We start from the raw sequence: 2,582 nt of genomic DNA, 5'->3' as shown, positions 1-2,582 counted from the left end.
AGTGAATCTAAACCTCTTTTACAACAGTCTTTAGCTATCAGGAAACAACAGTTAGGAGACAACCATCCTGATGTCGCTCAAAGTCTCAACAACCTAGCAGAACTTTACCTATCCCAAGGAAGATACAGTGAAGCTGAACCCCTCTACAAACAAGCCTTAACTATCAGGAAACAACAATTAGGAGACAACCATCCCGATACCGCACAAAGTCTCAACAATTTGGCTGGACTTTACTGGTCTCAAGATGATATTCCTCAAGCAATTAATTATCTCAACCAAGGACTTGCAGTAGAAGAATACAACCTCTCAAAAAACCTGAATATTGGAGATGACAAGCAAAAACAAGATTATATGGCAAAGGTTTTAGGGACGACTAATTCGGTGATTTCCCTCAATCTTCAAGCTGCACCGAATAACCCAGAAGCAACCCGTCTTGCATTGAAAACTATCTTAGAACGCAAAGGACGAATTTTAGATGTTGCAACCAATAGCTTACAAATTCTCCGACAACGTACTGATGACCTCGAAAGTCAACAATTATTAACTCAACTGATTGAAGTTCGGACTCAACTATCTAATCTGACTTTTAAAAAGCCTGATGATATCCCCTCACCAGAAATTTACCGTCAACAACTTAACGAAGTTACCGCAAAAGCAAAAGAAATAGAGGATAAAATCGGTCGTCGTAGTGCCAGATTTAGTAGCCTATCCCAACCCATTACCCTCGAAGGTATTCAAAAGTTAATTCCTGCCAATGCTGCTTTAGTTGAAATAGTCCGCTATCGACCTTTTAATCCTAAAGCGCCTGAAAATAAACGCTATGGCAATCCTCGTTATGCTGTTTATATTCTCTATCCCAATGGTGACATCAAAGCCAAGGATTTAGGGGAAGCTAAACCGATTGACGACAAATTAATTTACTTCCGTGACAATCTTGCAGACGCACAAACTCCTCTCCCTCAACTACAAAAATCAGCGCGTAAACTTGATGAGACATTGATGCAGCCTATCCGTCAATTATTAGGCAATACTAAAACAATTCTGCTTTCTCCTGACGCTGCACTTAATTTAATTCCTTTTGAAGCTTTAGTGGATAAAAATAATCAATACTTAGTGGAAAATTATCATATTACTTACCTCACTTCTGGACGGGATTTACTGCGCCTTAAAGATAAATTTGCTAGTCAACAATCTCCGCTCATTGTAGCTGCTCCTTTCTACAATAAAGCAGGAAAAAAAAGCACTATCACTCGTTCCATCTACCTGTCTGAGTTTACTTTTTCCGGTCTTCCGGGTACAGAGGAAGAAGCTAAAGCGATTAAAAATATCTTACCTCAAGCCACTGTTTTAACTGGTTCTCAAGCCACAGAAAACGCCGTCAAGCAAGTGAAAAAACCGAATATTCTCCACATCGCTACTCATGGTTTTTTTATTAAACCAGAAAGGAATGTTATTGAGAATCCTTTATTGCGTTCTGGGTTAGTTTTAGCAGGAGTTACAATCGGTCAAAGTGCAGGAGATGATGGGGTTCTCACGGCTTTGGAAATTACTGCACTCAATCTAGTGGGAACCAAATTAGTTGTCCTTTCTGCTTGCGATACGGGGAAAGGAGATATTAAAATCGGTCAAGGAGTTTATGGATTGCGCCGCGCTTTAGTTATTGCAGGAAGTGAAAGCCAATTAATTAGCCTTTCGAAAGTATCTGATGATGCAACTAAAGATTTAATGGTGGCCTATTATGGACGCTTACAAAAAGGAGAAGGACGCAGTGAAGCTTTACGGCAAATTCAACTAGGAATGATCAAGAGTGAAAACTATCAACATCCCTTCTACTGGGCAAGTTTTATTATTTCTGGTGATTGGACTCCGATGGAATTTAGTTCATCCCCATAATAAATCAACATAAAATAGAAAAAATAAGTTAGTATCAATAAAATTAACAGTCAAGAAATAGTTCATAGTTGCGCTTCAGCGCACCGTATTATGACTAAAGTTCAACAACAAACCTAATTAAAGCCAAACCTCAAGTGATTCAACCCATGAATAAATTTCTCAAACTCTTTACCCCCATTTCCCTGATATTAATTACGGTAGGATTTCCGGCGGCGACTTTTAGCAACACTGTTGGAGTTAACACAATTTTTCAGGTAAAAGGGAAAGTTACCGTTAAAAAACCACAATGGAAGAAATCTCTTCCCGCTTCTGTTGGACTTACCCTCAGTTTTGATGATGAGTTAGAAGTAGCAGCTAATGCTTCCGTTAAGGTTTATTGTAGTAATCAACAGACTTGGACGGTTAAAACAGGAAAGTATATTGTTTCTAGTGGCTGTCCTCGGGGAAATTCTGTGATTTCACTTCCCAATATTAATAATACAACCCTCCGTCCAACAGGAAATAAAGAGAAAGTTTTAGCAAAATTACCTTACCTAATTACTCCTCGTCAAACGAATATTCTCACCAATCGTCCTTCACTGCGGTGGAATGCTGTTCCGGGTGCAACTAATTATACTATCAAAATAGATGGGGTTAATTGGGAAACGCAGACAAATAAAACTGAAATAGTCTATCCTGGTGAACCTCCT

1 protein-coding gene and 1 pseudogene are annotated in these 2,582 nt (G+C 38.9%); both read left to right on the top strand.

From position 1 onward, the window contains the following. Window positions 1–1,893, top strand: a 1,893-nt coding sequence (locus H6G48_RS00080) for a CHAT domain-containing protein (protein ID WP_190717877.1), incomplete at its 5' end; no start/stop codon positions are given. A 146-nt stretch (window positions 1,894–2,039) separates the two neighbouring features. Next, a pseudogene (locus H6G48_RS00075) lies at window positions 2,040–2,582 on the top strand (tetratricopeptide repeat protein); the annotation flags it as partial.

The organism is Microcystis flos-aquae FACHB-1344 (assembly GCF_014698375.1).
Taxonomy (GTDB): Bacteria; Cyanobacteriota; Cyanobacteriia; order Cyanobacteriales; family Microcystaceae; genus Microcystis; species Microcystis aeruginosa.
Note: the sequence above shows the minus strand (reverse complement) of the source record. Positions and strands in the feature narration are given on the sequence as shown.